Source organism: Flagellimonas olearia (genome assembly GCF_009184425.1).
Classification (GTDB): Bacteria; Bacteroidota; Bacteroidia; order Flavobacteriales; family Flavobacteriaceae; genus Flagellimonas; species Flagellimonas olearia.
Genome location: NZ_WELG01000042.1, coordinates 1 through 487 on the forward strand (window position 1 = coordinate 1; position 487 = coordinate 487).

Below are 487 nucleotides of genomic sequence, written 5' to 3' on the forward strand. Positions count from 1 at the left end.
GCCCTCAGAAACGAATCCCAGTCGTGGCTGGTGTATTGACTGCCTTGGTCGGAGTGAACAACCACCTTGCCTTCAGGCTTGCGGCGCCAGACCGCCATCAGCAGCGCATCCAGCGCCAGCTCCTTGGTTATCCGGGATTGCATTGACCAACCGATCACCCGTCTTGAGAACAGATCCAGAACAACCGCCAGATACAACCAGCCTTCATGTGTGCGGATATAGGTAATATCCGTTACCCAGCTCTCGTTCGGCGCTTGCGGATTGAACTGCCGCTGCAGGATATTCGGTGTCACTTTGTGTAGCTCCCCAGCCCTATGGCGTGGCTTACGGTAACCCACCTGCGCTCGTATTCCCGCGTGGCGCATCAGGCGATGGACTCGATTGGGCCCGCAGCGCTCGCCATACTCGCGTAGATCCGTGTGGATCTTCCGGTAGCCATACACGGCTCCAGATTCCAACCAGAATTGCTTTATCAGCCCGGACAGGC

1 pseudogene is annotated in these 487 nt (G+C 57.5%); it reads right to left on the bottom strand.

The features are described 5' to 3' along the window. Nucleotides 1-487: pseudogene (locus F8C76_RS19160) on the bottom strand (IS3-like element ISAbo1 family transposase); the annotation flags it as partial.